Raw genomic sequence first — 25103 nt, 5'->3', positions numbered from 1 at the left:
TTGTGTATGACCATATCCTAGAAATCGGTACCATGCGTTCTCAATATTTCTGACACCGCGTTGTTGCCGGAAAATTGCTTCACATATCCGGCATGTTGAACCTTTGCTTGATCACATCCTGCTTTTTTCCAGCTATCGGCTACCTGCTTGTTGCGTTCCGCGTTGCCGCTGGCTTCACCAGCAAGATGACGGCAAATTTCAAGCCGTTCAAAATGCAGGACGAGCCCATAGGGCAATCGGTTCGACTTGTTGCCCAGTTTTGCCATATCGGCCACGAAAAATCCTTTAGGGCTTGCCGAATATTGACGCCCATCCGGGTTGGCGGTTCGCCATGCCGGATATTCAATGCGCTGGTGGGGGGCGGCCTTGATGCTTGTCACTGCGCTACCCTCGATAAAGGTAAAGATGATTTCTCCCCGCTTGCCAGAGGACCAGAACCCGCCGGTCAAATTCATCGCCACCCCGGGTTCTGTTATCGAGCTCAGCAGGAAAAAAAGGTTGCCTTCTGCGTCGACCATCACCGTCAACCTGTAATTTTGATCGATACCGGCATATAAAATATCCTTGCCCATCAGGCAGTCGAGATTTGTGAAATTATACCGCGGAACATGCACGCTGGATAATGTTACCATGGATATTTGGGCCGGATCGCCCAAGGCGCCCGGATTTATGAAATGCAGTTCAGCAACAGCCTCATCACTTTCCGGTTCAATCAGCCTGTAACGTATCTGGCTGACCCCGGCATCCGGTTCGCTCAGTTTCAATTTGGTTGGAGCAATCTGCTCCCCCTCTCTCAGCTCAAAAAAGTCAAGCGTACCATCACCAGTATTCTTGAAGGCCATCAGATCATCATGATTTTCGCCGATGCACATGCTGTCGACTGATCCATATTCGGAAAGGTCATCTGCATTCGTCCGCATCATGTAGAAGCCGTTCTCTGTAGTCGGAAGGCTTTGGGCCAGAGTCGGGGCAGGTGCGAACAGGAAAGCTGCACTGATGATTGCGCCCGCTAAGTTTCTTCCGACAAAAATACACATGTTACACCTCCTGACAGATGTGCATCATAGGCCCTTTGACATCCGGCCTACATGGTGTGAACACACCATTATCTTCGGCCTGCTAGCCCTCATCCCCGCGAACTATTGCGAATCCAGGAATAATTGTGCGACGGTGCCTTTTCCCGGAACGCTACTGAGTTTCCAGACACTCCCGATTTGTTCCGTCAAATCACTCACAATCGACAGGCCCAGGCCCTTGCCATCGGGATTGCCGGCAGAAATTTCCTCGCCCCGCTGACTGCGCGTTTTCGCCGTTTTCAACTGTTCGGCCGTCATTCCGGGACCTGTGTCGTGAACTTCAAATATCAACTGCGTGTTCCGGCGACGAATGCCCACAACTATACGCGCACCGGGTGCATAGGCAATGGCGTTGGCGACCAGGTTGCTGAGTATCCGCAACACCGCAACAGAGTTTGCCGTCATTTGAGCGGAAGACGGAACGACTTTCAGTTTTATGTCAGCGGCTTCCGCCTCTTTTGCAAAAATCGTAGCTATAGCCTGAAGGATATGTGATGCGCTCATCAGCCGGTTCGGCGCTTCCGGTACCTGGCGGCGGTCCTCGCTGGCCTGGTTCAAATTCTCTTCGACCAGCGATTCCATATATTGGAGCGACTGTTCAATATGGTCGATTTCACTTTTATCGGTTGTCTTTTTGTCCGACAGATTGTGTATCACGGACCGCAGAGAATGCAGCGGCTGGCGAAGATCATGCGTGGTGTTAGCGACCATCCGGTTGGAATTTTCAACCATCGCCTGTGCCAATTCATATTTCTGCTCGAGCCCGGCCAGTCTTCCGGCAAGCTCGAAATTGCGTTCCGCCGATGCAGCCCGCTGAACCATCAGTTGTTCGCGCTCCTTGCGCAATTCCGACACAACGCTGACGCAAGCAACGCCCATCATGAAGGCATCAAAGATCATTGATGTCCGCATGGTATCCAGGGTTGCCGACCGGGTCACTTCAATATCAAGCCAATGAGCGGTAAAGGTAGTCAAAGACGCTACGACAATACCTGACCAGCCGATCACGAAAAAGAGTACCCTTCGACCCTTTGTCCGCAAGGCGGACAATCCCGCAGTCAGAAACAGCATCGCGCACAGGGTAATGCTGATCGTCATCAGCTGCTTGATCAGTTCACTATCAACAAAGACCGTCACAAGAACCATCAGAACTTGCAGCAGGATGATCCCCAGCAAAATTCGGTCATAAACGGGAAAATCGTCCCGGGTGTTCAGATAGCTGCGCGTGAACTGGGAGGCAAAAGCCGTCAGTGCCGCCGCCAGCGGAAGGGAAGCAAAAGCATTCCAGCGCGGCCAGTCTGGCCACAGGAATTGGAACGCATATCCATCGCGATGGAAAATATATATCAGGACGGCAGCGGCATAGAAGAAATAATATATAAAGATACGCGCCGGAGCAAAAATGGCCGCCGCTATGCTGGCGATCAGGAACATGCCGATGATGCCGTAAAACCCGAAATTTAAAGCCATCTCCCGGTTAGATCTTGAGTTGAAACTGTTCAGCGTTTCAATCGACATGGGCAAAGCGGTCAGTCCGCTTGTGCGATACCGGACCCACAAGACGGACTGCTGACCTGCTTCAACTGAGAATGGCACGGCCAGTTGATGGTAATCAATCGGGCGCGTTCGAAAGGGCATCTCGGTGTTTTGCCTCATCAGTCTTTGGGTCGAAGCCCCGACCTGTTGAAAGACTTCGATCTCGCTGACAAAATTTGTCTCGATGGCCAGGATACGGGACAATTCCTCATTGCCGGTGTTGCCCAACTTCAGCCGCAGCCAGATCGCTCCTTTCTGGAATCCGAAATTGGGTTCCGATTTTGCGACCTGCCGAAAGCGAAATTCTCCCTGGTCCTGTTGAAGCTGCGAAAGCGTCAACTTCTGTTCGGGGTCGAGCAAATAACTGATATAGCTTGCAATTTCACGATTTGGATCATCCTGACGCAATTCGACAAAATCGGACGCATCCTCACTATTTACGGCAAATGCTGGTTTTCCGGCAAAAAAGATGGAAAGAAGGCAGAGGGCAAGAATCTTGAGCGCAACAGGAAAAGCTTGCCGGCGGTTCGGGTCAGGGATGGGACATGGGGCAAAAAGCATATTCAATCATCCTCGTGGACGACCATGACGTGGTCCGTCAGGGAATCAAGATGCTTCTCGAAAATCACGGTAGCTTCGTTGTCGTCGCTGAGTGCGCAGATGGAGGTGCGGGCCTGGAGAGAGCGAAACAACTTTCTCCAGATATTGTCCTTCTCGATATCTCCATGCCCGACGTGACGGGTATCGAGATACTGGAGGAAGTGCGTCGATGGTGTCCGGACACGCGAATTGCCATACTCACGGGCCTGACATCGCGCAAGCTGTTGGCCCAAGCCTGGGACAATGGTGTGGATGGAATTTTTCTGAAAACATCAAATTCCGGAAATCTTGCCCACGAACTTAAACTGGTTTGCGAAGGCAATCGGCGACTGCCCCCGGAAGTCGCCGATCTGCTGACCGAAGAGAAAGAACAGGAAAAACTGACCCAGCGGGAATCCCAAATCCTCTTCGCCATTGCGCGCGGTGAAACCAACGGGACGATTGCTGAAAGACTCGGTATCAGCGCGAATACGGTCGACAACCACCGGTCGAACATCATGCGGAAGCTGGGAGCCCATTCCGTCGCTGAATTGCTGGCGCTGGCTTTGCGCGAAGGGTTGCTGGACAGCGCGAAACAGACTTGATTTTCAGTCATCCCTCTGGCCAATCGAATCCGTCTAGTTGAAGTTGAACGTATTTTCTGCTCCCGGATTTAACTGGAATTCAAACGTCTCCGCCAACCACTGATCTGGCCCTTTGCACGCCATTTTGTCGGCAGCCAGATGGTCAAAGTCTGATGGATGCATGCAGAAGGCATAGTCACCCTTGCCCCAGTTCACCCGGTCCGACGTTGCATGGAGGTAAACCGTATCCTCATAGGGATCACCATTGCGATAGTGCGGAAACTCTATCCGTTCGCAGCGACCGCGAGGCAGGCGGATCCAGCCTTGTGCACGCCAGTTCTTGCGTCGCCGGTTCTCGCCCCAGTCGTGCCACACCCAAGCCGCGTAGATGGTATCAGTGCGTGATCGGTTGCACATGCTCAGTGCAGTATACTGGGCTTCCCCTCTCCCGTTTCCGGCTGACGGTGGAGGTGGTGGAGGTTGGCGAGGTGGCTGTTTGCGCTGTGCTGTATCCCGGCCACAATGCAGCGTTCTTCCATGCAGGTGGTATTGCATAGTTCCACGGAACTTGCGACAGGCCTCAGCATAGCCAAGAGGTTTGTAATGGGCTGGAGTAATAGTGCCATATCCCATCTTCTGGGGAATGTAGCAGCCCCATTTCTTGCGCTTGGAGTCCCACTTGGCAACAATTTTGGTCTGCAACCCCCGCAGCAAACCGGTGCGGTATTTGCCATCACAGAATTTCGAAAGATTGATCGATGATCCTCCAGCCTGTGCCGGCTCAGGAAGCAATATCCCGGACAGCGCAAGGCAAGCGGAAAAACTTAACGCGACCAGCGCAGTTTGGCGGAGAAACAAAACAATCATCTGTGGTCATTCCGACCGCAGGCAACGCGACCCTCTCCATGCCAGTGAAAGTCTGCCCGGCCCGTCGTGAAGTGACACAGCTCATTCAGGTTGATCCAGAAAGTCCGGCCTTTGACCGATGTATTGAACCCCATGGAGTCCGCTTCCCGACATTCCATCCGCTTTGTGCGACTGTTGTAGCCGAAGCTCCAACGCGGTTTGACCCCTTTCAATGCGCCCGTCCGATATTTGGCTTCGCAATAGGCGCGATACTGGGGCGTGGCTCCACTGGCTTGTGCCGGAGCGCTCCGGACGGATGCCATCATCGGGGCTATCAGAAGGGTTGCAGCGGAAACGGTTTTGATAATGCTGGTCATGTTCATTCTCCCTCAGCAGATCGGCCCGGATAAGCGCTCCTATTTGCACTTCCGCTTGTTGAGCCCGAAGAGCGTGGAAAAACCCTTGCAGGTCGACTTACCGATATTGCTCACAGTCTTTCCGACCTGTTTTGTGCCATGATTGACCTGCTTGGCGGCATATTTGGGATCAGTCATGAACCGGGCGCCATCTCGCGTAGTTTTCACAGCGGTTTCACCGACATATTGCACCGCGCCAACGCCGGTTCGGGCAACACCTGTCACGGCGCGATTCACGTTGCGCGGGATTTTTCGCGGGTCGCGGATGGACTCGCCAACACCGCGTGTTGCGCCATAGAGATTCTGTCCGAACCGCTCTGTCGCTCGCCCAGCGGCTATGACAGGGTCACCGCCATTGGCAAAGGTTTGCGCCTGACCGAAAGTCATGTCGACGCCATATTCGCCAATTCCGGTGCTGTGCCCACCAAAGGCCTCTGTACCCATATCGATGGCCGAAACTTTGTTCGACAGAGATGTCGCGGCGTAACCGGTTCTGGCGGTGGATTTTATCCGGCTTGTCCTGCTCATATTGCGCGCGCCCTGACCGCGGACTGGCGCTCTGCCCACACCCGGATAGCCATTGTTACGATAGCCTGCACGCGGTTGGTAGTGGCGGGTGCCACCGGTTGTTCCCGTCGCCACTGGACGGAAACCATTGCGCTGTCCACGCGTAACCTGTGCCTGACGTCCGCGCTGCTGCAAATCCCGACGCTCGTTTGGTGTTAAATCGTATTCGTCCCGAATTTGATGTCCCGACCGATCCCGACGGGCATCATAGCCGCGCTGTTCCACTTCCTGCAGATTGCCGGTTCCGGCCAGTCGGCCAACATGCTCGCGATAAGCTGCACCCTGGAAATCCGTGCCGCGCGGCGTGCGTGCCTGGCCACGCTGGTGGCGTGTAGTGCTGCGCTGTGCAGAAGGATGACCGTTATTCTGATACCCCTGTCTCGCGCCGCGTGCGACTTGTGCATTGCGGCCCCGACGATCCAATTGCTGTCGCTCGGTCGGCGTAAGGTCATTCACATCATTAATCTGCTGTCCCGGCCGAGCACGACGGGCATTATGGCCCCGCTGCTCGAGCTCCTGAAGGTCGCTGTTGGCCGCCAGGTCACCGACATGCCGGCGATAATCCGGACCATTGAAATCTGGGTCGGCAGTCCGCCGGGCATCCCGTCTCCGGTCTCGCGCCTGATTGCCGCGCCGTTCCAATTTGCGCGTTTCGCTGCTATTCTTTTCGAACAGCGCGTTAAAACCTTCTGCCTGCGCCAGCGCTGGCTGACCCCCCACAAAGGTAAGCACCGCTAACGCTAATGCTGTCAGTGACAATCCGGAATGCAATCTGATCTGTCTCATGCTCGTTCTCCCCGTGTCTGGCGATGGAAAAATCATGTGGAAAAGCGGCCCAAAAGCCCATAGTGGAATCACACTATATTCGCGGAAAATCGTTCATCTTAAGTTCATTGGTTTTTTGAAAAAACTACTCCTATACAGCGGCTTGTGCTTGTCATCTTCCAGAGTTCATGAACCAGATGCTTAGCAGTCTACACCACCGGTTTTCACCTTGCCCGAATATCCGGACTTGCGGTCAAACCGTTTGTCGATAGCTCGCATGAAACGCGGCATTAATGATGGAATGCTGCCACATGATCCACTGCTCTTAAGACGTAACTCATATACCGGAGTGGTCTTGGAGGTCGCGTTCTTTGGCAGGATATCGATATGCACAAACCGGGAATAGACGGTCCTGTTCCTTACCTCCTGCGTATATCCGGTAATGCCGTATGTCGGATCCGTGCCCCTCACCGTGCTGTTGATAACCTGCTGTCCGGGATTGCGATCATCCACTACGGTCGAAGTGGTCTGACTGTTATAAGTCGTACCCCATTGCGGAACATTGTATGTGTAGGTAACGGGACGGCCATCATCGATGCCGTAATCCAGATAGGCGATATAATCTGCCGGCTGACCGGGTTCGACGACTCTCAACCCAGCTTCCCGCATGATCGCAGTCAAGCGCTGCGCATAGCTGTGAAATTCGAGCGAACTGTCCAGTTCCGGTCGCCAGGAGACCACAGAGAATGTAGCCGATGCCGGAACAGATTCGAGCGTATGGAACTGCGACAGGTTACTCCTGACAGACCCGCCACCCAGACAGGCGGAAAGGGTCATACTCGTGGCGGCAATTAACAACAGGGTTTGCGGTCGCATATTGGGTCTCCTGAATTGATGTGCCGCTAGTTCTAGGGCTGCTTGAGCCACCGCGGAATAGTGCAATCACACCATTTGGCAGCTAGCAGAGATCGGTTAGATTGAGAGCATCCCTGAAGACATTTAGTCTCATCGAAGGAGTGATCTAATGCCACTTTTGAAACAAACTATCGGGGGATTAGCGATCATGCTGGCTAGTTTTGCGAGCCCTCTGTCTGCCCAATCGAAGGACAGCCTGGCTCCGGCCTTCCGCACGGACCGGAGCCCCACAACATATTTATGTGACGACAGTTTCCGCCTTCAGGTCTCATGGATGTCCATTGATGCCAACCAGCTTATTTCCATCACGCTTCCGTCCCGTCGAAGCCCTCAAAAAAGCCGGACACTACTCCTGCCCTTATCCCAAAGCGGTAGCGGTGTGCGCTATGCCACTGACCTTGCCAGTTTCCACATAAAAGGCGACCAAGCTGCTTTTACATCGATCGAGACCGCTCTTTCCGATGAGGTCCATTTGCTAAACTGCAGGACATCCCATCGAGCATTGGCAAGATAATTGTGAGGCTATGTTTGAGAAGTACCAATGTCCGCTTTGAGCCCAAAAAGCGGACATTAATGCTTCGAACCAATGATCGATCTGGCCTAGACATAGCATTCAACTTTCGGATTTTGAGCAAGCCATAGATTGGGCCCGCTGACTGACTTTTCGTTACGCAAAAATCGGTTCAGCTAGAGAGCCGTCCGCGCTGTAATAATTGCAGTGGAAGCCGCTCGGGATGCGATAGGGGATGATGACCCTAGCTACGGGACCTGCAGCAACGTCTTGTGCCTGGAAGATTGCCAATTCAGTCGTGTTGGAATTGGCTGGATGGATCAAGCTCATTGCATAGCCGTCGGCTTCTTCAGTTGACCCGGTCTTTGGCGCGAAGACCAATTCACCGCAGCCTGCGCCATTGCCAAAGTGGTAAATATCCTCTTTGCCGGACTTCGTATCGAAGTGGATTACGCCATCCATTCCATCCACGCGTCCATCGACCGAATTGAGATTGAGGTTGGCATAGCCGTGGCGCGTCTTGCGCGTCATCATACGGTCATCCGGGCGCGGGAACTGGATGTCGCGATCGTTGAGGGTTTCTTCTTTGATGTCATTGGTCTTGCCGGTTAGATCAATCGTCCAACGCCGCAATTCCAATGCCGTGTCGCCATGTGTACTTTGCGAGCCATCATCGTTCGGGAAAAGTGCAGTGCCATTGGCGGCCGCGACATCTGCGATCAACTTGCCATCTTCTTCCCAAGCGTTGAGCTCATGGAACATGTGCCGGCCCGGCATTTCCAGCCAGCGAATATCACTGGCGCTTCCATGCCTCGGGAACAGGGCAAAGCGCGAATTGCGCCCCTTGACCCATGCCTGCATCGGGCCACCCTTCATCGCGCGTTCAAGGCTAACCTCAAGCGGGTTGAACGGCACCAAGACCCAGTTTTCGGTAACAAGTGCGGTGTGAACCATGCTCATATATGGCGCTTCAAACGTGAATTGGTTTGTGATCTGGCCGTTCTTGTCGATTACTTCATAGCGGATTTCCGGTTTGCCCTGCGGTCCGTTTATCATCCACCCATAGCTCATCATGTCGCCGGTGGTAAGATCGACGGTGGGATGCGCAGAAAATGGCCCGGTGATCGTCCCGCCATAATCAAGATAGTCGCGCGTTTCGAGGCTGCGCGGATCCATTTCGATAGCAGGACACCCCTCCATAACGGCCATCAATTTACCATTGTGGAGAATGATATTTGTATTGCCAGTGTTGTAGCGGACGCCCTGCACGCTCGGGTCACTGGTTGCAGGATCGCCAAAAACCCCAAACAAACGTTTGCCTGCTGTCAGTTCAGCGTCAAATTTTTCAGTGCGCACCCATTTGTTGCGCATCGAAACACGGCCATCCTCGAAGAAAAAGCCGTAAACCATCCCATCTCCATCAAACCAGTGATAGCCTTCTGGCGGATCGTAGAGCGGCTCTGAACCTGTGCGATAGAATACCCCGTGCAGATCATCTGGCAGCTCGCCTTCGACAATCAAATCGGGCGCATGTGCTTCGAACCGCATCGGCTGATGGTGGCCTGTAAGATAAGGGTGATCGGAAAAGGGTTGTGCCATGATATCATTCTCCGTTTAAGAAATTGTGCCTGTGTAAGAATCGGATTGATCAGGAAATGCCGCCTATCAAAGCGTATTTCAGTTCCATATATTCATCGAGCCCGTGCTTTGAGCCCTCTCGCCCAAGCCCGGATTGTTTTATCCCGCCAAAAGGTGCGACTTCAGATGAGACGATGCCATCGTTAATGCCGATCATTCCGTATTCGAGCGCTTCCATTACCCGCCATACACGCCCCAGGTCACGTGCGTAAAAATACGCTGCCAGGCCAAATGGCGTATCATTGGCGATGCGAATTGCCTCCTTCTCATCTGCAAAGGTCATGATTGGAGCAACCGGGCCAAAGATCTCTGCATTCGCAATATCCATATCCCTCGTGACGCCGGCCAAGACGGTCGGCTCGTAGAAATTTCCACCCCTATCGCTTGATCTGCCGCCGAGACGCGCAACTGCTCCCGCAGCGATCGCGCTTTCGACCAAGGTGCTGACCTTCGAATGGCCTGCATCGTTTATCAGCGGACCAATCTCGGCTCCTTGTTCCAGACCCGGCGCAACTTTAAGTCCATCAATTCTGGCGGTAAGCTTCTCGGTAAATTCCTCTGCCACGCCTTCCTGGATCAAAAATCGGTTCGCACATACGCAGGTCTGGCCAGCATTTCGGAATTTGGAGGCTATTGATCCTTCAACAGCGGCATCAATATCTGCATCGTCAAAGACTATGAAAGGCGCGTTTCCGCCCAGTTCAAGACTCACTTTGGTGACATTTTTCGCCGCCTGCCTCATCAGAATTTTTCCGACCGGCGTAGAACCCGTGAAGCTCAATTTGCGGATCCGTTCATCGCTGCAAAAAAGTTCACCCACGGGTGCAGGATCAATGACCGGAATGATCTTGAAAACCTCTTTGGGAACGCCCGCTTCTATCGCCAATTTTTCCAGCGCAAGCGCGGAAAGCGGAGTCGCCTCCGCTGGCTTCAAAACGATTGAACAGCCTGCTGCGAGTGCAGGTGCGACTTTGCGCGTCACCATCGCGATAGGAAAGTTCCACGGCGTTATTGCTGCACAGGTTCCAACCGGTTGCTTTATGGTAAGGACCCGTTTGCCTACAGCAAAGCTGGGAATGGTTTCGCCGTAAGCGCGCTTCCCTTCTTCGGCGAACCATTCAATGAACGCAGCGCCATAGGATACCTCAACCATCGCTTCCGTCAACGGCTTGCCGCATTCCGCAGTGACCAAATGTGCCAACTCCGATTGATGAGCCATGACCAAATTGAACCATTTTATTAGAATGGCCCCGCGCTCTTTCGCAGTCCGAGCCGCCCAAGCATGTCGGGCGTCATCCGCGCCACCGATTATCTGAGAAATCTCATCGAGGCCATATGCGCGCACCCGAGCGATAATTTCTCCCGTAGACGGATCGTCAACGGGTAGATCTCCGCTGGCAACGTCCAGTGCGCCAAGCAAATTTTGCATCGCAATTTCAACCGGATCGTCTGTCATGAATTCTTAAAATCCGGAAAAAATTGATTTTGGAGCGCATTCTGCACTTCATCGAAATTCTCGCTATCTTGAGCTGTTGCGGTGGGCGACTGAGTACCCAATTTGCCTAGGCTAGTAACAGGTTCGCTGTTCAAGAAGAGAGAGATGATGGCGTCCGTGAACTTCTCAATCTGCTCTTCTTCGAAGACATCAATACCAAATGTTGCTTTGATATGAGGCGCCAAAAGAAAGATGGAGTTAGACGCGTGCGTCACAATGAAATGCAGGTGGATGGCAGAGACATCTGAAGAATAGACACCTTCGTCCTGAGCCAGCGAGACCCACTCCATTGATTTCATTGAGAAGAGAGAAAATTTCCGCTCGTTCATCCAGTCGAGCATCTCGCCACCTTGGATGGTTTCAAACATTGAGATGCGATGCAGCTCGGGATAGCGAGCACAAAATCGCACGTAATTGCGGGTTGTACTCTTCACCCTGTCATATGGCGTCATGTCCCGCCACTTGTCTGAATCGACGAAAATGGCTTCAATCAAATTGTCTTGCAGATGAGTGAAAACAGCCTGCCAAAGCTGTTTCTTTGACCCGTAGTGATAGGTTACGCTTGCGATATTGGTGCCAGCCAAATCAACGATTTGACGAATTGAACCTCCAGCATAACCATGGTTGCTAAACACCTTGATCCCAGCTTGCAGCAATTTTGACTTTGTCGTGTATTCCATTTTGGTTTGCATCAGGTCTCACTTTTGGCTTTTGCAAGAAAGGGCGGTGGCGATGATAACAGGACATTGGTCTTGCCCCGCTTCCGACCCACATTACAATGCAACGACTGTCGATCGCAAGACAACCACCTAACTGCAACCAGGGGAAAAGGTGGGTGCCATCTTAATTTCCAGCACCCACCCAAGGAATTAGTCGGAAGAGAACGCCAACTAAAATTTAAAGCCAACCTCGACAAACACTTGCCGGCCTCGGTTCAGGGTTACCAACCGGTCATCAGTTCCAGGCGCGCCAAATGGGGGCGGAGCGGAGGTGTTGATGAAAATTTCGTCTGTGAGATTTGTACCAATCAACGACAGCGTCCATTTCCCGTCCGGATCACCGATCGATATCGAACCGTCGATTGTAAAGAACCCATCCTGGACGATGTCGCCGATGTTCGTTGCCAGATCAAGTTCGGTTGGGCTGGTGGTCGTCGTGAAGTATTCATCTGTATAACTGATCACCGAATTGAGCCCAAGCTCCAGCGAATCGCCAAGGGGAATATCCCAATCGATAGCAACATTGCCGGACCATTCAGGTGCTCGAGCAGCAGCGCGGCCATCCAAATCCAAACCATTCACCGAGACAAAGGTGTCGCTGAAGGCCGCATCCAGATAAGCGAGAGCACCGCTTATGGTAAGTCCATCGACTGGCGTAGACCAGCGCCAATCAACGTCGATACCTTGCGTTGTGGTTTCACCAGCGTTGAATGTCGAGAAGTTGAAAATATTGACATCAAAATTCTGAATCTGCTGATCAGAAAACACATAGTAAAATGCGGTTGCGTTGAGTGTCAAAGACCCGTTGGCCAATTGCGAACGAACACCAATTTCACCACCGGTTGAAGTCTCTGAATCGAACCGAAGAGAGTCAGCAGCTGCTTCAGCAACTGCCGGATCGGGATCGTTCAATAACAGTACCGCGCCTGTTGGCAAAGTGTTGTTATCGACGCCACCTGATTTGAAGCCAGTCTTGAACGCGGCATAGACATTGAAATCATCGGTTGGCGAGTATTTCAACACCACCTCGGGAGAGAAATTGCTGTCACTGAATTTGATCGGGCCAGCAAAAAAGCCTGACGGGACCGCACCCAATGGACCAGAGATGAACGAATGAACATACGGAAAGGCAATCGTTGTGCTCTTTTGTTCATCGGTCCAGCGAACACCTCCGGACAGGTTGATTGTGTCGGTCAGGTCGAGCGACCCGCTCGCATAGAACGAGATTGCCTCGGCTGAGAGAGGGCGATCCGCCAACCAATCAAAAGTGAAGCCAGTGGCGGCGTCCGGCCCCAGCAGGATCGATGGCAGAAACGCGTTCTGAGCCGTTAGCAGCCCGCTATCACGACTTTCCCAGAAGCCACCGAGTTGGAAATTGAACGGGCCTGTAAAATCACTTGAGAGACGAAATTCCTGAGTGTATTGCTCTAGAGTGTTGATGAACGGTGCCGAAAATCCGGCGGCGGTTCCATCTGCGTTTTGGCCAGTTGTGTTGAAAGTGTCGTTGTAAATATTGTCCAGCTCAACATAACCTGAAAGCAGTGTCAGAGTGAGATTTTCGGTCAATCCGATGTTGGCCTCTAAACTCGCAAAGAACAGGTCGGTGTCATTGAATGCCTGAGTGACATCACGTCCGCCGAGGTCCAGTCCATCCGGGGCAACGTTAATCCTGGCATCACCATCAGGTCCGGGGAACAGATTGTCGGAAATATTACAGTTATGGGTGGGCGCAAATGACAAGCCAAACACCGCCAGGAATGATGGCTCCGGTTGCCCGTTGCCGCCACAAAACATGTCCGTGAAGCCGTTCAATGTCTCCGAACGCTGCCTGTTATAATTGACTTTGAGGGTTGCATCGAACCTGTCCGAAGGCTCAAAAGCGAGCGTCAGACGGCCGATAAAATTGGTCAATCCCTTATCGCGATCGAGCGCGGGCACATTGTCCTGCAGCTCCACGAACTTGTCAATGCCTTGATATTCGGCAGCGACGCGGATGCCCAAAGTATCCGTTATCGGCCCGGAGATGTAGCCGCCTACGGTATATCCCTCTTCTTCGAATTCATAAGAGACCGTCCCGGATACTTCCCAGTCTGGCGTTGGGTTCGCGCTGCGCAGAGTCAAAACACCTGCTGAAGTCGACTTGCCGAAGAATAACGGCTGAGGCCCCTTCAAGACTTCCACCTGCTCCAGATCGAAAAACGCTGATTGCAAGATCCTTTGCGTGCTCACGGCTATACCATCGATATTGATCGCCACTGCGGAATCAAATGCGTTCGAAATGTTGGAAGAGTTGATGCCGCGGATACCAATCTGCGCACCGGCGCCCGAACCACCGACCTGTACTGAAAGAGCAGGCACGCGGCTAACCAGATCAGCAGCTTCATCAATGCGGAAGTCATCAAGCGTGTCACCACTGATAACGGCAACTGCGACAGGAACATCCTGCAGGGTTTCTTCCTGTTTCCGAGCAGTCACGATGATGAGATTGCTATTGGACTCATCGTCCTGCACAACCTCGTCCTGAACCTGAGCGATTGCCGGGTTGGCCATGCCTATCGCCAGAGTTGTAGAAATAGCAACGCTTGCCGTTCGCAGGCACAATCTCTTCTTGAATGACATCTTGTTTCTCCCCTCCACGACGATGCTTTTTTGCATCTGTTACGCGATTTAAACCGGCGAACATCAAATGTTGGATTTCGCCGCAATCCTGAATGAGAAGCTAATAATCCCGTTTTCAAAAGATACTCTCACAATTGTTATGACCGTTTGAATTGATAATATGGCATGCAGGACAATGTGATCTGCCGCAGTGAATGGCAGGCAAATTCAGTGCGAGAGAGGAGCAAAATTTTGACAAGAGAACATTCCGATGCACCTTTTTGGATGGCAGGGAACTTTGCGCCGGTCGAAGAAACTGTCAAGACAGTCAATCTGCAGATAACCGGCGAAATCCCAAAAGAGCTGAACGGAAGATATCTGCGCAACGGACCGAATCCGCGTGCGCACCCAAGCGCCGACTGGTTCCTGGGCGAGGGGATGATCCACGGCGTCAAAATCAGTGACGGCGAAGCCCATTGGTATCGCAATCGCTATGTCCAAACGCCCCTTTTGGATTTCGAAAAGATCACCAATGAGAACAGACTTGTAAGAGGAAACTCGCTCGCAAACACCCATATCGTGGGACATGCGGACAAGATATTGGCGCTTCAAGAAACGCAGATTCCCATCGAAATGTCTGATGATTTGGAAACCATCGGTCCATATGATTTTGACGGAAAATTGGCAGGCAATATGACGGCTCACCCCAAAATTTGCCCCAAAACTGGAGAAATGCTGTTTTTTGGCTATGGGATAATGCCTCCGTTTTTGACTTATTACCGTGTCTCGCCCAGCGGTGAATTGGTCCAATCCGAAATCATTGATGTCAAAGCAGCGACGATGGTTCATGACTTTGCAATCACGGAAAATTTCGTTCTTTTTATGGACCTGCCCATGCTTTGGGATTTAGAGAAATTGGGTAAACCGGGAATCCCGATCAGCTATGATGAAAGCTATGGTGCGCGGCTCGGCGTCATGCCGCGCACCGGCAAAAGCCAAGACGTAAAGTGGTTCGAAATTGACCCTTGCTATGTCTACCACACAATGAATGCCCATGAGTGCGGCTCGCGGGTCGTTTTTCATGCGCCGCGAATGGTTGGCTACACCTCGGTAGGGATGAAAAATCCGCCGGTACCAAAGCTTCATCGGTGGACAATAGACCTTGATCAAGGCTCGATTAAAGAAGAGCAACTGGATGACTTGGGTGTTGACTTTCCGGTGACTTCGCCGCTGCTGGTCGGCCAGCCACACAAACATGGATATGCTGCAGAGTTTGATACTGGCGGCGCCCCTAATATCCTTGGTTTTCACAAGTATGATATGGAGACAGGAGCGCGCACTTGCCATCGTCTCAAAGACGGGCGGTTAGGAAGCGAGGCCATCTTCGTCCCTGCCGACAATCCAGGTAGCGAGGATGACGGGTATCTGATGGCCTTTGTTTTCGATACCACCGAACATCTGAGCGAGTTGGTCATCCTCAACGCGGTGGAAATGTCTGATGAGCCAATCGCGCGAATACATTTGCAGGCGCGTGTACCTGCCGGTTTTCATGGCAGTTGGATTGGCGATTAGATTGCAACTTTCAGTGTCCTGCGCGTTGGCAGTTGGAGTGGGAGGCTCTTATTGGCCAGTTTCTCGCCAGATGCCTGGCCGCCAGCCATGCTGCAGTGTTAATTTCAAAGCGCCATTATGACTGTTTAGGGGTCGTTAGCAGAAAGACTGATCACCGGTTGTCTAATGTCCGCTTTCGTGCCCTAAGCGGACGTTAGCTTAGAACTGACTCAATCCAATTCTGCTTGCGGTCCACGCTCTAACAAGGTCGTCAAAACAATATGGCTCCTTGTGTTGGTAACATCACCAAATTCACGCATCCGGATCAAAAGTTTGTCGAGGCCATTAGCATCTTTGCATCTGGCCTTTATTAAAAGGCAGGAATCTCCGGCCACGCTATGAATTTCTTCAACATCAGCATCTTCATGTAATCTGGCAAAATTGTCTCGGGCTTTGGTGCCGGTATAGTTCACATGAATGAAGGCGAGAAACGGGCGTCCTATTTTCGTGCCGTCTAAATTGATGGTGCTTTTTTTAATTACGCCCGCGGTCTTCATCTTCTTGACCCGTTCGTGCACCGCGGGTGCCGAAAGATGCACTTTTGCACCCAGACCGGAATAGGATTGCGATGAATCTTCGGCTAGCGCGGTTAACAGCTTTCGGTCAGTATCATCGATAATCAGTTCCGTAGCGCGTTTTTGCTGAATGCTATTCGTATCTTGATCCATAAGCCATAATTTCCTTGAAGCAGAACATTGTTCAGCAATATCTATATATTGCTAAACGATATTCAGCAATGGGAATTATCTATGGAATTGGGAATTTACTTCATCTTCTTGTTTACCACCGCCGTTGTGATTTTTGTCCCAGGCCCTGCTGCAATCGCCATCGCAGCCCAGGGGGCTGGCAATGGTCACAAACGTGCAACCTTTGGAGTATTTGGCGTAGCAGCCGCTAACGCGGTCTACTTCATTTTGTCCGCCACGGGTATTGCCTCACTACTGATCGCATCGGCGACTATTTTTGCCGTGATCAAATGGGTTGGTGTCGCATATCTGGTCTATCTTGGTTTAACAGCCATCTTTAGCAAAACCGGTGGCATTCAGTTTCCCACGGGCAAACTGCAATCCGCCATTTCTTTGTTTGGAAAGGGATTCATAGTCGAATTTGCCAATCCAAAAGCACTTCTGTATTTCGCAGCAATTCTCCCGCAATTTCTGGATGCTTCAAAACCCATATTGTCTCAAATCCTTCTTATGGGTGGCACCACCGTTGTGCTCGATCTGATCTCTTACAGTTTATATGCCTACACTGGTGATCGGTTGACGAGTGGCCGCGTCAAAGAATGGATCGTGCGCCTGATCAATCGCGTCGCTGGCGGTGCCCTTTTACTTGCAGGAGCACGAATGGCGACCGTTTAGGCACACAAGTTGGACTTATAAACGCGCACAGAAAGGACCGATATGACCGAAACATTCCCTCCCATCGAACCTTATGAAACAGAGTCTCTAGGTGTTGGTAACGGCCACGGGATATTTATTGAACAAGCCGGTAACCCTATGATTGGCATAAATGGGTAATTTCCAATGGCCGCTTTTGCGCCCATAGCGGACCCTCAAGCCAAGACAACCGCATTCAATATCAACATCGGCCAATGCGACCTGACACAGCCAATCCCTCTTCTAAAACCGATCTATCAACGCCCGCTGCACAAAGCTCTTTCCTAGAAACCATTTGTCCTGCTAACACCAGTGTCAGGAGAAGAGATGGCGCAGGAAAAGGCTTTGGCAGCGACACCAGCCAGCGAGAAAGAGCGCGCGTCGTCTGACGCAAAGTCCGCTCGCAAATTTTACGGCTGGAACAATGCCGCATTGCTGTTTTTCATCCAGTTTGCCGCCTCCGGCTTCGTCTATTTTGCCTATGCCGCGATATTCCCGGCAATGGTCGAGGATATGAACTGGAACCGCGGTGATGCCTCGATTGCCCATAGTCTCAGCTTTCTGGTCTTGGGGCTCAGCTATCCGTTAACCGCCTGGATGATCGGGAAACGGGGTGTCCGGTTCACTTTGACAGTCGGTTTGATATTGATGCTCATCAGTCTTTTGATGACCGTCTTTTTTGTGACCGAAATCTGGCACTGGACCCTGATCTGGGGTTTTGTGATGGGTGCCGCCAATGCGCTGGCGGGTCCCTTGTGCGGGCAAACCGTCGTCATCAACTGGTTCAACGCCAAACGCGCAACAGTGCTTGGCATCATCCTCACCGGCAATGCGCTGGGCGGCTTTTTTGCCCAGCCGATTCTCATTCGGGTCATGGAAACCTTCGGGACCTGGCAGTCCGGCTGGCTGGTGAGCGCGGCTGCCGTTGTCGGCGCGCTGCTGCTGACCCAGTTTATCGTCAACCGGCCCAAAGATATTGGGCAGCATCCGGACAATTTTGATCCACTCGCGGCCCGTGCGGACACACAAAAGCCTGCGCCCAAACCGCGCACCTATCGCAGCGAGCAAAACTGGACTGTCAGAGAGGTTTTTCACACCCGTGCGGTATATTTCATCATGATCATCAACGTGACCTATCTGTCCATTGGCACGTTCCTGCTCACCCATGGTTCGCTATACCTGTCCGATATCGGCATCTCGAAAATCCAGACGGCTTCCATCGTCAGCATCTTCATCATCGGCAGCGGGCTCGGCCGAATGCCGGCGGGGTGGCTCGGCGACCGCTTCGAGTTGCGCTGGCTGATGGCGGCCATGATGGCGGCTATGCTATTAGCCTTCATCATGCTTTGGACCATGGCCAGCCTTATGGGTCTTGGCTTTGCGGCCTTCCTTCTGGGGCTGTGCTATGGCGGGTTTTTTGCGCTCTCCCCCGCCCTCACCAGTAATTTTTTCGGTCAGGAGAGCTTTGCGAAAATCAACTCAGTATTTGCCCCACTGTTGTTGCCGTTCGTGGCGACGGCACCGGCAGGCGCGGGTTACATTTTCGATATATATGGCAGCTATGATCTGGCATTTTTGATCGGCTCGATACTGCTGGGCCTGTCGCTCATCTCGGCTATCTGCCTGACGCCGCCCAAGCATAAAACAGCAGACGAAGGGGCTTAAACTTTACCGTCGCTGGACAGCAGCGCCGCAATAGGTTTAGTGCCCTTGCGGCCTGCCAATATGATCATCAAGATGGTCGTAAACGGCACCGCTAATATCGCGCCGGGAATACCCCAGAGCGTGCTCCATACAGAAAGCGCCACGAGTACGACCATTGGGCTCAAATTGACCGATTTGCTGAGCATGCGCGGCTCCACCACATTGCCGATGATGACCTGTGCTGCCGTCATCAGGCCGGTAGCGATCAAGGGCACGGTCAGCGTACCGAACTGGGCAACCGCGAACAGCGCCGGAAAAGCGACGCCGACAATCGAACCGATATAGGGGATATAGTTGAGCAAGCCGATAATGATCGCCCAAAGCGCCGCATATTCAATACCGAGCGCCACCATGATGACCCAGCAAATCACGCCCAGCATGATGTTGATCAGCGTCTTGGTCGCCAGATAGCTACCAATATCGTGGTTGATCCGTGCAATCATATTCATCGTGTCTTTGGAATCGCTTGCATTGCCAAAGGCCCGCTGCACTTTTGCAGGAAAACCGGTAATTTCGCTGAGCATGAAAGAGGCATAGAGAATTGTAATAAAGACAAATCCGCCAAAGCTCGTCAGCGAAGATAATACCGATTGCGCTATGGCCGCAATATCAACCTCAGTCAGCAACCTGGTGGCAAACTCGCTGACCGCTTTCACCACGGCTTCGCTGCCGCGATCAATCATCAGGCCAGGCGATGCCATCATCTCACCCATGTCGGTTTTAACGGCTGCGGTCTCTTGCGGTGCGGGGAACCAGGCCGCGAACAGGTTTTCCAGATTGCTCTGATAGGTCGGCAGTGACGGCACCAAAGTCTGCAGTGACGCCACCAGCATCCGGGTCATCGCGAATAGAAGCAAGACCACCCCGAACAAAGCGAGCGTAGCTCGCAGCCACATGGGTGACCGGCCCAATCCGGGAATACGGGCAACCGCAGCGCTGGCGGAATAGAGTATCTGAAGCAAGATGATCGCGGTCACGATCGGCAGGATGATATCCTTGCCGACATAGAACAGCCAGCCGATCATGATCGTTATGCCGACCGAGAAGAATATCGTGCTGACGCGGCCCTGAAACATTATTCTAGATCACCATTTTTTTAGCGGACGAAAGCTCTTGCAACCGCTTGATAAACATAAAATTCCGACCTGTCATCCGATCAGTGCGACAGCCAGTCCTGTAACATCTGCCAGCAATCGCGACTAGTATCTTGACGGCATGCCCCCTTCTCGGCCAATAGCCGCTATGGCCGACGATATTTCTTCCCTTCCGCATGACGAACTGAGCCGCCGCGGCCTTCTGTTTGTTCTCTCTTCGCCCTCTGGTGCTGGCAAATCGACACTCGCGCGCATGCTGCTCGAAGCAGATGACCAGATTGCCATGTCGGTGTCTGTCACCACCCGGCCGCAACGCCCCGGCGAAGAACATGGCAAGGACTATTATTTCGTCAGTGGTGACGAGTTTGAAGAAATGGTCGCCGATCATGCCTTTCTGGAATATGCCACGGTTTTTGGCAACCGCTATGCAACCCCTGCTGCACCAGTGCAGAAAAATCTCGAAGACGGGCAAGACGTTCTTTTCGACATTGACTGGCAGGGTACACAGCAACTGTATCAACGCGGCGGCGAAGATGTTGTCCGTATCTTCATCCTGCCCCCCTCTCTCGCCGAATTGCGTGAGCGGTTGGAAGCCAGAGCCACCGACAGCAATGAAATTATCGACAGCCGAATGCAGCGTGCAGCCAGTGAGATCAGCCATTGGGACGGCTATGACTATGTCCTGATCAACGACGATCTCGACGCCTGTTTCGCAAAGGTCAAACAAATACTCGCCACGGAACGGATGCGCCGGTCACGGCAAACGGGACTGATCGGCTTTGTCCGGGATCTGGTTGCGCAAGAGCGCGGTTAGTCTTTGGTCAGTTTTCAGTCCGCTTGATGTAAAGTCCGTCAAAAACCGTCGTCCAGTTCTGACCGCCATCGGCCGAACTTTGCCAATGCTGGCGCACGCTTTCGATAGTCCCGTCCTTGCGGTTCGGGGTCCAGGTCACCCGGTTGACCGGTGAGCCTTTGACATAACCTGGCCAGTTGGTGTTGCTAAGCACCATTTCACCCCGGTCATTCAGACCGCCTGCGATGAACAGGGCCGTGCCGTCCGCCCCCATCCAGGTCTGGTGCCAGTTTTTGCGAGCCGCATCATAAAAGCTCATGCTCATTCCGGTGTAACCGCCTTGTGTCTGATATTCTTCGCGAATGACACAACCGCCATGTTGGGCACTGATACTGTTAATTGCTGTCGGTGCATCCTTGCCAGCCGGCGTGACATCCCAGATTCCGATCCAGAAATCGAAGGCGCGATGATCGGCACTGGCACAAGGTGGCGGCGGTGTTTTTGCCGTCGGTGCTGTGGAAGGGGTCGATTGCGCAATAGCAGACGACGAGAAAATAGGGGATGATGCCAATAAAGTCGCAAACAAAGCGCAGAATAGGGGTTGGGCGCTTCGGGTATCGGATCCGGGGATACCAGGACGGGAAAAGGAGCTTGCCCATGCGGAGGGCATGAATTCCCGAAATACCAAATTACGAACCACTTTTATCATGTGGCACCATCCCCCTGTGTTCAAGCCGTGGCGATCCCGATGCGTAACCAAACAGGATCACATTGTGGCTCTCGTCCGTAATATGTCAACGCAGTTCGGCAAGGCAGCCGCTTTCGACGAAAAGAGAACAGGCTTCGACAATCGTTTACCCGGCCCTGACAGAAACCGCCAAAATATCAGGAAATGGCTCAAGGTCACCTATTCTTAAGGGCTTTGCGCCATAGTAAATCTGACGATTACCAGCTTTTTTGATGTGAGAAGCAGCACGTGAACAATGGCCTTTCCGATAGTCTGTCTGGCGGCGATTCCAGTGCCAAATGGCCTGTTGTCCGGATTCTGGCCGGTTTTCTGCTGTTCTGCGGAGCCTATGCGGTGATCAACCAGGTCTTGCTGACACATTCGGTCCTGTATCGGGCGGCCGCCTATGACTATGTCAATGCCAGCTGGGCATTGCTATCCTTCGCAGCGCAGGCCTTGCTGCTGTTCGCCGCCACCATCCTGTTGCCGCGCAAATGGTTTTTAGTCTGCATTGCCTTTGTCGGCATATCCGCCAGTATCAATAGCATTTACAGCCAGATTGTAGGCGATACGCTTGATCTGCAAAAAAGCGGCTGGTTGCTTACAGAGACGCGGCAGGCCGGCGCGGCGGCCGGTGAGTTTGCCGCTCCATTGGGACTGGCGCTGGGCAAATTGCTCATCTCCATCATCCTGATGATCGGTGCCAGAAGAGCGCTGCGCGATCCGGTGCGTCAGCTGACCGCGAACCGGTTTGCCGGAGGAAAAACTGCCGCAGCGTTGATCGCCCTGCTCATCGCTCCTTCACTTTTATGGCCGCCGCTTGGCCTCTACCCGCTTGCCGCAGAGCGCAATATCTATAATTTTGCCGCAGCCATCGCCACCGCCGATCCGCCTCCGGCCCGCTCTGAAGTGTCGGCCGTCCCCGGACAAGATACAGAGATTGACAAGATCATCTGGCTGATCGACGAAAGCGTTTCCCATGACGGTTTCAACCGGATTATCGCGCCGGAAATTGCAGGTATCCGGCACATTGATTTTGGCGAAGCGGCATCCATGGGCCATTGCAGCACGCCTTCCAATGTCGCGTTACGCTCCGGGGTCAATGTCCGCCACGTCAATGCCACCACTGACTTGCGCCGCACAGCATCCATCTGGGGCTATGCTGCCAAAGCTGGCTATGTCACGAAGATGATCGACGGGCAGGTCACCGGTCCGCCGCAAAACCTGTTGCTGGCACCGGAACGGGCACTGATCGACAGCTATCGCAATGTCGACAACGGTCAGAAAACCGATCTCGCCATCGCCCGTACCCTCAACTTAGAGATGAAAAGCAAGGGCAAACAGTTTACCTATGCGTTACTGCGGGGCGTGCATTTCCAGTATCGCGACCATTACCCCAAGGGCGCCTTGCCCGATGGCAGCAGCACACAGGCGCAATATGACAAGGCGATATCCTATTCCAAAGCCGGGTTTTTCGACGCGCTGCTCGATGGCATTGACCGCTCGAGGGTCGCGATTTTTTATACGTCCGATCATGGCCAGAATATCCAGGACGGCATCACACCCCATTGCAGCGGAGACCCGGTAAGAGCCGAGTTTTCGGTTCCGCTCATCGCCTTTCTGCCTGACCGGATGCATAACGACCATGGGTTCGCCGGGCCTGGCTACCGCAGTCTAAGCCAGCTGTTCCCGACCAGCCTTGCCCTGATGGGCTATGAAGCGGCTTATGCGACCGAAAGTTACGACAATATCCTGACAATGCCAACTGCCCGGTTTGTCTGGTTCGGCCGCGGTGTGGTGCCTGTAAAAGATGGTGGAACGATTGATGTGCGGAGCGGCGAACACTTCCCAGGCCGCTAAAAGCCGGCTAAATCATTGCAGCTCCAAAAAAGCCGGGCCTGAGCATTATTGCAAAAACTGACAGGAGAATGGACGTGACCAGTTATCTTTATCCTCTGGCAGCGATAATCTCCGCGATCTGGTTTGCCGTCCACCTGCTTATTGGTGGACGCGAAATAGCACGCCCGTTGCGGCAATCGGTTGAACTCGATCCGCTTGTACGCGATGTCCAGTATCTCTGCTGGCATTTCACGACCGTTTCCATCGCCGCGATGTCGTTATTCTTTTTCCTCGCCTATTTTTTGGGGCAGCAACCCTATGCTGTCGCTGGAACCACTTTGGCAGCAGGCTTCACACTCACAGGTGTCGGCCTGGTTTCTGCTATCGGCCAGAGCCATCGCAAAGCGCCGCAAGGCTGGTTATTTGCGCCCATCACCCTGCTGGGTTTGTGGGGATTGCTGGCGAACGGATAAGCTTACGCCTATCGTCCCGTCTGCAAGTTCATAAACGCCACCAAACTGGGGTCAGGATATAAAATTTTCACAGTGTCGCGGATGACTTTCTGACCCTTGGCACCATTGGTGAAGATCACTGCACCGGTTTTATTCACCGGATCAAAAAAGCCCAAAGTCCTCTCGCCGACATCCCCGCCGCCATGCATGACGATCACATTATCGGCAGTATGATAAACATTCCAGCCACCAACAAAGCCAAGGATTTTCGGACAAACCTCTGCCGCCAGCCGCCCCTCGCCGCAAATCTGTCCGCCGAGATTTTCCTCGGCGGTCCAATAGTTCTTTGCTGGCTGATCGCTCACCGGATTGACCATCATCCAGGTCAGAAAACGCGCATAGTCGCCAATGGTGGACCAGACATCGTCCGCTGCATTCCAGTCCTTGCGCACCGTGGCATGAGCATGCTCACCCTTGCCATTGCGTGACATTGCGATCCGGCCGGCAAACCAGGGTTTTTCGGTAAAACTGGTCCGGGTCATGCCCGCCGGTTCAAATATCTGTTGGGCCACCAAGTTTTCCAGAGCCATGTTCATCTTCTTTTCGGCGAAGCGGGCCATGTATTGAAAGCCTTCGCCCGAATATCCGAATTTGGTATCCGGATCGTCCTTAAAGGTCAGCACATCGTTGGTTTGATAGCGCCAATTGGGAAAACCGGTGCGATGCACCAGCGCCATGCGCGGCGTCAGAAGCTTGTGACGCGGGTCGGATTTGATATCCGGATCAACCCAGCTGCCGGCCATACTCTCATCCAGCGTAAAGGACCCGCCCTTCACCAGTCGCACGACGGTTTCCGCCACCAAGGGCTTGGTCATGGATGCGATATTGTAAAGCGTATCCGCCGTCGCGGCCTTGCCAGGCTCCGCCTCACCCGCGACATGGGTCCATGCCACTTGGCCATCGGAGATATAGGCAATGGCCGCGCTTGGAACGTCATATTCTGCGAGCCAGTTCGGGAGTTTGGTAATGATTTTGTTTTTTAGAACAGTTGCGCCGTCATCCTGTTTCGTAATTGCGGGCTGGGCTTGGGAAGCAGGGTCTTCCTGACCCGTTCCTGCTATCGCCGGCCCCGATATTATCGCCATTGCGCATAGTGCAGGACCAAATGATAGAATATGTTTCACGCTCAACTCCCGATATTGTATTGCCATATTAATACAGCAATACTGAAGAAGTGCAACGGCGATATCGCGCTGGCA

Annotated in this window: 21 protein-coding genes; 7 read left to right on the top strand and 14 right to left on the bottom strand. The window is 53.0% G+C overall.

The window, feature by feature from the left end; genetic code table 11:
* Positions 1-17 precede the first annotated feature (17 nt).
* Together DK507_RS05860 and DK507_RS05855 are read right to left on the bottom strand one after the other, a co-directional pair.
* Positions 18-1037, bottom strand: a complete 1020-nt coding sequence (locus DK507_RS05860; protein WP_109355423.1) for a hypothetical protein — start codon at positions 1035-1037, stop codon at positions 18-20.
* Between the two features lie 102 nt (positions 1038-1139).
* On the bottom strand, positions 1140-3173 hold the full coding sequence (locus tag DK507_RS05855) for a sensor histidine kinase (RefSeq protein WP_109355422.1): 2034 nt from the start codon (positions 3171-3173) through the stop codon (positions 1140-1142).
* Between DK507_RS05855 and DK507_RS05850 the strand changes: the two genes are divergently transcribed.
* Positions 3158-3796 (top strand): response regulator transcription factor, encoded by a 639-nt coding sequence (locus DK507_RS05850; RefSeq protein ID WP_109355421.1) that lies wholly within the window; start codon positions 3158-3160, stop codon positions 3794-3796. The two genes, DK507_RS05855 and DK507_RS05850, sit on opposite strands and share 16 nt — an antisense overlap.
* A 33-nt stretch (positions 3797-3829) precedes the next feature.
* Here DK507_RS05850 and DK507_RS05845 read toward each other — a convergent pair whose 3' ends face one another.
* The 8 genes from DK507_RS05845 to DK507_RS05805 form a co-directional block, all read right to left on the bottom strand.
* Complete coding sequence (locus tag DK507_RS05845; protein ID WP_109355420.1) at positions 3830-4642, bottom strand: DUF1036 domain-containing protein; 813 nt, start codon at positions 4640-4642, stop codon at positions 3830-3832.
* Complete coding sequence (locus DK507_RS05840; protein WP_109355419.1) at positions 4639-4998, bottom strand: hypothetical protein; 360 nt, start codon at positions 4996-4998, stop codon at positions 4639-4641. Before DK507_RS05840 ends, DK507_RS05845 begins: the two co-directional genes overlap by 4 nt.
* A 39-nt stretch (positions 4999-5037) precedes the next feature.
* Complete coding sequence (locus tag DK507_RS05835; protein WP_109355418.1) at positions 5038-6390, bottom strand: hypothetical protein; 1353 nt, start codon at positions 6388-6390, stop codon at positions 5038-5040.
* A gap of 180 nt (positions 6391-6570) precedes the next feature.
* On the bottom strand, positions 6571-7245 hold the full coding sequence (locus DK507_RS05830) for a hypothetical protein (protein WP_109355417.1): 675 nt from the start codon (positions 7243-7245) through the stop codon (positions 6571-6573).
* 706 nt (positions 7246-7951) lie between these two features.
* Complete coding sequence (locus DK507_RS05820) at positions 7952-9394, bottom strand: carotenoid oxygenase family protein (protein ID WP_109355415.1); 1443 nt, start codon at positions 9392-9394, stop codon at positions 7952-7954.
* 49 nt (positions 9395-9443) lie between these two features.
* Positions 9444-10889: an NAD-dependent succinate-semialdehyde dehydrogenase gene (locus DK507_RS05815; RefSeq protein ID WP_216822338.1), complete on the bottom strand. Its 1446-nt coding sequence runs from the start codon at positions 10887-10889 to the stop codon at positions 9444-9446.
* Positions 10886-11620, bottom strand: coding sequence for a TetR/AcrR family transcriptional regulator (locus DK507_RS05810; RefSeq protein ID WP_109355414.1), 735 nt, complete (start codon positions 11618-11620; stop codon positions 10886-10888). The genes DK507_RS05815 and DK507_RS05810 overlap by 4 nt, the downstream gene beginning before the upstream one ends.
* Positions 11621-11818: 198 nt before the next feature.
* Positions 11819-14197: a TonB-dependent receptor gene (locus tag DK507_RS05805; protein WP_162558915.1), complete on the bottom strand. Its 2379-nt coding sequence runs from the start codon at positions 14195-14197 to the stop codon at positions 11819-11821.
* Positions 14198-14497: 300 nt separating this feature from the next.
* Here DK507_RS05805 and DK507_RS05800 point away from each other — a divergent pair, with 300 nt between their 5' ends.
* Positions 14498-15817 (top strand): carotenoid oxygenase family protein, encoded by a 1320-nt coding sequence (locus tag DK507_RS05800; protein ID WP_216822337.1) that lies wholly within the window; start codon positions 14498-14500, stop codon positions 15815-15817.
* 209 nt (positions 15818-16026) lie between these two features.
* On the opposite strand, the gene DK507_RS05795 is transcribed toward DK507_RS05800, so the two are convergent.
* Positions 16027-16524, bottom strand: coding sequence for an Lrp/AsnC family transcriptional regulator (locus DK507_RS05795; protein WP_109355412.1), 498 nt, complete (start codon positions 16522-16524; stop codon positions 16027-16029).
* An 81-nt stretch (positions 16525-16605) separates the two neighbouring features.
* On the opposite strand from DK507_RS05795, the gene DK507_RS05790 reads away from it, so the two are divergent.
* Positions 16606-17217: a LysE family translocator gene (locus tag DK507_RS05790; RefSeq protein WP_109355411.1), complete on the top strand. Its 612-nt coding sequence runs from the start codon at positions 16606-16608 to the stop codon at positions 17215-17217.
* Between the two features lie 345 nt (positions 17218-17562).
* On the top strand, positions 17563-18900 hold the full coding sequence (locus DK507_RS05785) for an MFS transporter (protein WP_109355410.1): 1338 nt from the start codon (positions 17563-17565) through the stop codon (positions 18898-18900).
* Here DK507_RS05785 and DK507_RS05780 read toward each other — a convergent pair.
* Positions 18897-20015, bottom strand: a complete 1119-nt coding sequence (locus DK507_RS05780) for an AI-2E family transporter (protein ID WP_109355409.1) — start codon at positions 20013-20015, stop codon at positions 18897-18899. The genes DK507_RS05785 and DK507_RS05780 overlap by 4 nt on opposite strands.
* A 166-nt stretch (positions 20016-20181) precedes the next feature.
* Between DK507_RS05780 and gmk the strand changes: the two genes are divergently transcribed.
* The gene (gmk, locus tag DK507_RS05775; protein WP_109355408.1) at positions 20182-20847 is read left to right on the top strand and encodes a guanylate kinase; all 666 of its coding nucleotides are present in this window, start codon (positions 20182-20184) and stop codon (positions 20845-20847) included.
* Between the two features lie 7 nt (positions 20848-20854).
* Here the strand turns inward: gmk and DK507_RS05770 are convergent, their stop codons facing one another.
* On the bottom strand, positions 20855-21397 hold the full coding sequence (locus DK507_RS05770; RefSeq protein WP_162558914.1) for a hypothetical protein: 543 nt from the start codon (positions 21395-21397) through the stop codon (positions 20855-20857).
* Between the two features lie 405 nt (positions 21398-21802).
* Between DK507_RS05770 and DK507_RS05765 the strand changes: the two genes are divergently transcribed.
* Positions 21803-23413, top strand: coding sequence for a sulfatase-like hydrolase/transferase (locus DK507_RS05765; RefSeq protein ID WP_109355406.1), 1611 nt, complete (start codon positions 21803-21805; stop codon positions 23411-23413).
* A gap of 74 nt (positions 23414-23487) precedes the next feature.
* Positions 23488-23865, top strand: coding sequence for a hypothetical protein (locus DK507_RS05760; RefSeq protein WP_162558913.1), 378 nt, complete (start codon positions 23488-23490; stop codon positions 23863-23865).
* 8 nt (positions 23866-23873) lie between these two features.
* Here the strand turns inward: DK507_RS05760 and DK507_RS05755 are convergent, their stop codons facing one another.
* Positions 23874-25028 (bottom strand): serine hydrolase, encoded by a 1155-nt coding sequence (locus DK507_RS05755; protein WP_162558912.1) that lies wholly within the window; start codon positions 25026-25028, stop codon positions 23874-23876.
* Between the last annotated feature and the right edge of the window lie 75 nt (positions 25029-25103).

The sequence above is a fragment of the Sphingorhabdus sp. EL138 genome, from assembly GCF_900258045.1.
In the GTDB taxonomy this organism is placed as follows: domain Bacteria; phylum Pseudomonadota; class Alphaproteobacteria; order Sphingomonadales; family Sphingomonadaceae; genus Parasphingorhabdus.
This window is presented reverse-complemented; position numbering and strand designations above follow the sequence as displayed.